At 38.8% G+C, this 7,504-nt stretch carries 7 protein-coding genes; all 7 read left to right on the plus strand.

Annotation, left to right across the window (positions count from 1 at the left end):
• Positions 1–223 precede the first annotated feature (223 nt).
• The 7 genes from AC5WOE_RS19810 to AC5WOE_RS19840 all read left to right on the plus strand — a co-directional run bounded on the left by AC5WOE_RS19810 (position 224) and on the right by AC5WOE_RS19840 (position 7,128).
• On the plus strand, positions 224–979 hold the full coding sequence (locus AC5WOE_RS19810) for an SDR family oxidoreductase (protein ID WP_496051579.1): 756 nt from the start codon (positions 224–226) through the stop codon (positions 977–979).
• A gap of 82 nt (positions 980–1,061) precedes the next feature.
• A complete protein-coding gene (gene msrB / locus AC5WOE_RS19815) occupies positions 1,062–1,490 on the plus strand; it encodes a peptide-methionine (R)-S-oxide reductase MsrB (protein WP_496051580.1) in 429 nt (142 codons plus the stop codon).
• A 333-nt stretch (positions 1,491–1,823) separates the two neighbouring features.
• Positions 1,824–3,140, plus strand: a complete 1,317-nt coding sequence (locus AC5WOE_RS19820; RefSeq protein WP_496053325.1) for an efflux RND transporter periplasmic adaptor subunit — start codon at positions 1,824–1,826, stop codon at positions 3,138–3,140.
• Entirely contained in the window at positions 3,140–3,865 is a 726-nt protein-coding gene (locus tag AC5WOE_RS19825; RefSeq protein WP_496051582.1) for an ABC transporter ATP-binding protein, read from the plus strand. The genes AC5WOE_RS19820 and AC5WOE_RS19825 overlap by 1 nt, the downstream gene beginning before the upstream one ends.
• Positions 3,862–5,076 (plus strand): ABC transporter permease, encoded by a 1,215-nt coding sequence (locus AC5WOE_RS19830; protein ID WP_496051583.1) that lies wholly within the window; start codon positions 3,862–3,864, stop codon positions 5,074–5,076. The genes AC5WOE_RS19825 and AC5WOE_RS19830 overlap by 4 nt, the downstream gene beginning before the upstream one ends.
• A gap of 22 nt (positions 5,077–5,098) precedes the next feature.
• Positions 5,099–5,785 carry a response regulator transcription factor gene (locus AC5WOE_RS19835; protein WP_496051584.1) on the plus strand — a complete coding sequence of 229 codons (687 nt, stop codon included), beginning with the start codon at positions 5,099–5,101 and terminating at the stop codon, positions 5,783–5,785.
• On the plus strand, positions 5,782–7,128 hold the full coding sequence (locus tag AC5WOE_RS19840; RefSeq protein WP_496051585.1) for a HAMP domain-containing sensor histidine kinase: 1,347 nt from the start codon (positions 5,782–5,784) through the stop codon (positions 7,126–7,128). Before AC5WOE_RS19835 ends, AC5WOE_RS19840 begins: the two co-directional genes overlap by 4 nt.
• The last annotated feature ends 376 nt before the right edge of the window (positions 7,129–7,504 follow it).

Consider the following 7,504-nt stretch of genomic DNA (forward strand, 5'->3'; position numbering starts at 1 on the left):
TAATCAGGCGTGTTACTCACTCTTCGGTTTTCAGGGAATAAAATTCAACCCCTCGTACATATGTACGAGGGGTTTTTAGTTATCATCATGCGCATAATAACGAATAGAATTAACCTCTATTATCTCTGCCATATTAATCTTTCCCATAATAAATTAATAAAATTTCCATTACGTTATCCCATTAGAGAAAAATTAGTGTACTGTAAAGAAAAGGGGATTTGGTGTGACAAAAAAACGTTTGTCAGGAAAAGTAGCCCTTGTTACTGGTGGATCGAGGGGATTGGGAAGATGGATTTCTTTAGAACTTGCCCGAAATGGTGCTTATGTTGCTGTTAACTATGCTAGTAACGAAAAAAATGCAAAACAGACAATTGAGTTAATTGAAAGGGAAAATGGTCGAGCGATTGACTTTCGAGCTAATATTACTAGGGAAAATGAGGTCAAGCATCTTATACAGAAGGTGGAAAAAACATTTAAACAGTCAATTGATGTAATAGTCAATAATGCAACTGGACCTCAACCTGAGTTGTCCATTGAGGACAGTAGTTGGCAAACATATCAAGATCAATTGGATTTTTCCGTAAAAGCACCTCTATATCTCATTAAAACGGTACTTCCCAGTATGAAGAAAAAGATGAGGGGAAGTATTATCAATATTGGCAGCGAAGTTGTTCAGTTGGGAAATCCTCATTTTTCCAGTTATGTAACTGCAAAGGCAGCGATGATTGGAATGACTCGTTCTTGGGCAAGCGAGTTAGGACCCTACGGAATTAGGGTAAACTTAATAGCACCAGGGTGGATTCCAGTAGAACGGCATAAAGGGCTGGAAACAGAAGATTATCGAGTTCATGTTCCGTTACATCGTTTGGGCGAACCCTTAGATATTGCAAATGCAGTAACTTTTCTTGCATCAGAGGAATCTAAATTTATCACTGGTCAATGTTTATCCATTAATGGAGGAAACACTTATGGTATTTAACCCACTATCATGACTTCCTTCCATCGATTCGAATTACAGTCACAAAGCAATTTAACTATTCTAGAATAGAAGAGGTATCAAGATGAAAAAACGTCAAGAGGAATTAAAAAAATTAACTTCCTTACAATATGAAGTTACGCAACAGAACGCAACAGAGCCACCTTTTCGAAATGAATTTTGGGATAATGAAGAAGAAGGCATTTATGTTGATATTGTCTCTGGTAAACCTCTTTTCAGTTCTAAAGATAAATATGATGCAGGATGCGGATGGCCGAGCTTTACGAAACCAATTGAAGAAGCAGAGGTCGTAGAAAAGGCTGATTACACTCATAATATGATTCGTACGGAAGTCAGAAGTAAAGAAGCAGATTCCCATTTGGGGCATGTGTTTCCCGATGGTCCAGGACCTAATGGACTACGATACTGTATAAATTCAGCTGCACTTCGTTTTGTTCCCAAAAAGGATTTAGAGAAAGAGGGATATGGAGCTTATCTTTCATTATTTTCATGAAATGCCTCTAAGTAAGAGGCATTTTTTTATTGATTTTTTTAAATAACTTTATTTTCTATAGAGCAAGAACTGTATCAGCTCCAAAATCCATCATTAGGACAAAAGTCTTAGTTTTCTCGATTATAGTTGGCTTAAAACCCCCCATAATATTCCTCTATACTGAAAATTAAAATCCTCAATATTAAAATAGTTCTACCGTTACTAATAGTCTTGGTAATGCTGATTCAAAAATTTTCCAACCAATATCAAATTTTCTCTGATTTATCACCACATAATCTCCAAATGTCCTCTTTATAATGGTTTTTATGCGTGATACATAGAGGGGGTGTCATTTTGACAGGGAAAGGTAAATCTCGTAAGAAATTATGGAGTATTCTACTTGTTTTGGTGCTAGTCGCTGGAGGAGGTGGCTACTGGATTTATGCCAAGAATGCGGAAGCAGATGATACACAAGGTAACGTACGCTGGACGCAGGTTGATAAAGGGAATGTAGAGAAAACGGTAAGTTTGACAGGAACGCTAAATCCAGCAAATCAAGCTACATTGACAAGTTCAGGAGAAGTGACGGCAGTTTATGTAAAGACGAATGAAAAGGTGAAGAAGGGGCAAAAAGTTGCACAGTTGGATACTTCTGATTTAGAGCTGCAATTAAAACAGGCACAAGCTCAGTTAGATCAAGCAGAGGCGCAGTTAGATCAAGCAGAGGAGACGACTACGGTCGTCGATGCAAAAGGTCAAAGTACTACGAAAGAACCAGATGAAAATAGTATCAAACAAGCACAAGCAAATGTTGATCAACAAAAAGCGAGTGTAGATTCTATTGAACAGCAAATAGCAGATTGTACGATAAAGAGTCCAATTGCAGGGACCGTAATGCAAGTGATGGATTTGAATGACAGTTCATCTTCTACGAACTCATCTACATCTTCCGGATCCGGAAATAATGGGAATTCAAGCTCAGGTACAACTTCAAATGCTGGATCTACTTCTGGTGGTAATACCATCGCAGTTATTACGAACTTAGATACTGGTAATTTTAAGATTGAAGCAAATATTCCTCAAACAGATGCTGAAAAAATCGAGTCTGGACAAACTGCAACAGCTGTTCTGTCAAATGAAGAAAAAACCAAATTAACAGCAACAGTAACAGGAATTAGTTATTTACCACAAACAGATAGCGGTGTTACTACTTACCCTGTCGTACTTCAAGTAGATAAACCTACAAGCTCTAGTACAAAACTGCTTCCAGGTGTCAGTGCAGAAGTGACAATAACACAAGAGCAGAAAGCGAATGTACTTCGCGTACCCACTGCGGCGATTGTACAGCAACAAGGAAAAACAGGAGTATATATTCAAGGAAACAGTTCCGGCAATAATGCCAATCAGTCTAGCAACTTACCAGCAGGACTTACTTTTGTTGCAGTTACAACCGGCTTATATGGCGGTGATTATGTTGAAGTGAAAAGTGGGTTAAAAGAAGGCGACCAAGTTGCTATCTACACTCCAATTACTCCATCTTCTAGCAGTTCTAACTCCAGTAATCAAAACCAGCGCAGTTTCATGGGTGGAACGAATGGTGGGAATGGAGGAGGATTTGGTGGTAATGTTCCATCTGGCGGAGCAGGTCAAGGTAGAGGAGGGCAGAACTAATGGCACTTATTCAGCTTAAACAAACAAGTAAAACATACAATATGGGCGGCGAACTTTTTTATGCTGCAAATCGGGTTAATTTGACTGTTGAAAAAGGTGAATTTGTTGCAATTATGGGTCCTTCTGGTTCGGGGAAATCTACTATCATGCATCTAATGGGGTTGTTAGATACCCCTTCCAGTGGAGAGGTTTGGATTGACAATGTTCTCACATCACGATTAGGCGAGGAAGATATGGCGGCGTTGCGAAATGAGAAAATTGGGTTTGTATTTCAAAGCTTTCATTTATTAGCTCGTACAAGTGCCTTGGATAATATTGCTCTGCCTCTCTGGTATGGCAAGAAAAAGCATAAACGCAACGTCACAGAAAGAGCTGCTAGGGCAATGGAGAGAGTAGGATTGAATCCAAAGGAAAAGGGACAAAATCATCCCAGTCAACTATCAGGTGGGCAACAACAAAGAGTTGCTATAGCTAGATCCATTGTTAATGATCCGGATATTATTCTTGCCGATGAACCAACAGGAAATCTGGACAGCAGATCAACGAATGAGATTTTATCCCTTTTTCAACAGTTAAATCAAGAAGGAAAAACAATTGTGATTGTTACTCATGAAGAGGAAGTAGGTCAACATGCTGGGCGGATTATTCGATTCCGTGATGGTAATATTTTTAAGGACGAATTGGTGAGTGCTCCAATTCGTCTGCCTGTAGGTGAATTTCAATGAGTACCGTTCAGTTGATGCAAACAGCAGTAAAAAGTCTGAGGTTAAATCCAATGAGAACTATCCTTACCTTACTAGGAATTGTGATAGGAGTTGCATCTGTTATCATCTTGATGAGCGTTGGTGGAGCTACAACAAGCAGTGTCACATCTCAGATTCAGGGATTGGGTTCAAACTTATTGATCATATCTCCGGGATCTTCCGATGACAATGGGGTAAGTCAAGGACTTGGTTCTTCTAATTCTTTAACGACAAAAGATGTGGATGCATTGGGTAAATTATCTTCATTGTCAGCGGTTGCTCCTACTATTACTTCCCGATCGCAGGTTATTTATGAGAGTAATAATTTTCAAACGAGTATCGAAGGATCGACACCAGATATTTTCACGATTCGAAATTTGACGCTGTCTGCAGGTAGAGCATTCAATACGGTAGAAGATCAAAATGCGGCTCAAGTTGCAGTAGTAGGAACGACAGCTGCTGAAAATATATTTGGTACCGGCGTAAATCCAATCGGGAAAAAGATTCAAATCGGTAATCTTTACTTCCAAGTTATCGGTGTACTTACCTCTCAAGGATCAAGTGGCGCTACCAATAACGATGATAAAATCATCGTGCCGTTTGAGACGATGAAAAAGAAGATTGCAGGGGAAACTAGCAGCATCATAATATATGCCTCTGCCAAAGACTCTAACCAGATGGAACAAGCACAAAGGGAAGTGGAAATGACACTTCGCACGAGTCACCAGTTGTCGTTTCGAGATACAGCAGATTTTACTGTTACTAACCAAGAAACCTTGCTGAGTACATTGACATCAGTTAGTAAAACTTTGCAGACTTTTTTAGGCGGTATCGCAGGAATTTCCCTTTTAGTTGGGGGCATCGGTATCATGAACATCATGATGGTTTCTGTTACAGAACGAACCAAAGAAATCGGCTTACGAAAAGCACTTGGAGCTACCAAAAAATCTGTCTTGCAACAGTTTTTATTTGAAAGTGGTTTGGTTGGTTTGTGTGGGGGAGTTTTTGGAATCTTGATCGGGGCTGTCGGTTCATGGATAGCTGGGATATTGATGCAAAGTGATGTTCCGATCAGCTTTACCGCAGTATGGCTTTCTTTTGTTGTATCACTAGTGATTGGATTGGTTTTTGGATTATATCCCGCATATCGCGCAGCTAAGCTGTCTCCTATATTGGCTTTACGATATGAGTAAAGGTTCAAGAGGGGGTTGAAAAATGAAAACATCAGTACTTGTGGTTGATGACGAATTGAAGGTATTAAATGTTATCGAGCCTTACTTAATACAAGAAGGATTTGATGTGATGACTGCTACTAATGGCAGTCAAGCAATTCAAACAGTATCCGATAAAAATCCGGATATTGTTATCCTAGACTGGATGTTACCAGAAATGAGCGGCCTAGAAGTCTGTCGGAACATCAGAAAAAAATCTCATGTGGCGATCATTATGTTGACTGCGAAAACAGAAGAAATGGACCGAGTAGTTGGATTGGAAGTTGGCGCAGATGATTATATGACCAAGCCGTTTAGCCTTAGAGAATTAGCCGCTCGTATTCGGTCTGTTTTACGAAGAACAAATCCATCCTCTTTGAATTCCCATGTTATTCAAAGAGGAGATGTTGTAATAGATGAGGAGAAACATGTTGTGTTGAAGAAAGGTAAAGAAGTTATGTTGACTCCAGCTGAATTTCAAATTCTCCTTACTCTAGCTACCAGGCCGGGTGTAGTATATAGTCGACTGCAATTACTTCAAGTCATAACAGGTGACACCTATCTCAGTTATGAAAGAAGTATCGATAGTCATATCAGCCATTTACGGAAAAAAATTGAAGATGATCTATCCAATCCTCGATTTGTGCAAACCGTACATGGTGTTGGATACCGATTTGGAGATATTCAATGAAGTTCCGAAACAAATTGATTTTAAGCTTGATAGTTTTAATTGTTTTTCTCGGTTCTGCTTACTATGCAATCACTTATTTATATACCCAGCAAATGCTCGAAAGCTATGCGAAAAATATGAGACAAGCAAGTGCTGAGCAATGGTCTAACCAGCTTGCTTATTATTATCAGGAGAATAATAATTCTTGGTTTGGAGTAGATGGATTTGTTCATTTTTTAGCTGGTCAAAACCGCGATCGTGATCGTATGGATAGTATTGTTCTGACCGATATTTATGGAAATGTGTTATCCCAATTCGGTCCGAATAATCAAAAGAATGGCGATATCGTAACGGTAAATATCATGATCGATAACGAAAAAGTAGGTATTTTAAAGCTAACGACTGGCATTTCCAATCGGCTTACTATCATGGAGCAAACGGTATTCCATTCCATGAAGATGGGTACATTTATTGGGATTATTATTACTTCCTTTATTGCATTGTTAGTAGGGATTTGGCTGTCTAGTTTTATCTCTAATCCTTTGCAATCCATGATACAAAGTATGAAAAAAATCAAAGATGGAGATTTGCAAGCAAAATTAGAAATTCATACAAATGATGAATTTGGGGAAGTTGGTGAGACGTTTAATTTGATGACCAATCGCTTATATCGAACAGAACAAGCGAGGAGTCATTTAGTAGCTGATGTAGCACATGAACTTCGAACACCTTTGACAATTATTCAGGGTCAAATGGAATTGATTCAGCAAGGAATAAAAAAAGCAGAGCCTGAAACCTTACTGCCAATTCAAGATGAAGTTGCTCGGTTGATTCATTTGGTTCAAGATTTACATCAGTTGTCATTAGCAGAAGTAGGACAACTACCATTGCATAAGAGCGATACAGATATAGGTGGTCTGTTAAGCAATATTGTAAGTATGTATCAATTGGAAGCATCTGAACGTGATATTGATCTGCGGTTAGAATATCTTAATAACAACGCATTTCCTCTACTGTACATTGATCCAAATCGAATCACACAAGTATTTGTTAATCTTATCACCAATGCGCTCCGTCATACTCCAGCAGGCGGCAAGGTACTAGTTCAATTAGAAGCACTTAATCCAGATGTTTTTATCCATATAAAAGATAATGGAAGCGGAATTGATTCCGAACACCTCTCTTACATTTTTGATCGTTTCTATCGTGCAGATCAGGATCGCTCGCGCGAGCATGGTGGTATGGGTTTGGGCTTAGCGATCGCAAAAGAGTATATCGAGGCACATGGAGGAGATATCACAGTCAGAAGTACAAAGGGAGAAGGCGCAACTTTTACTGTTCATTTGCGGTATCTAGGGAAGTAAACTCTTGAAAGCTCTTGCTAATAGCGGGAGTTTTTTGTTTTGCAGTTTTTAAGAGAAACATGCCCTTTAAAATCATTGACGCGACTATGTCCAATTACTTAGTCAAAAGCAATAAACTTATAATACAGTAGAGAGATTTAACAGATTGAGGGATAAAATGAAGTGACATGCTAAAAATAAATTTTAAAAAAAGGGTTGCAATCTTTTTTTGACCGTGTTATATTATTTCTTGTCGCCGCGAGCAACACTCAAACGGCTGACACAAAAGAAAAAACATCTTGTTCTTGTAAAGGACAAGTTGCGTAAGTCGCACTTTGAAAATTGGATAGGAAATAGATGAAGAGAAAGACATGTGTGTCTTTTTCGTCAAGTTGCA

The organism is Shimazuella sp. NTD248, assembly GCF_059510395.1.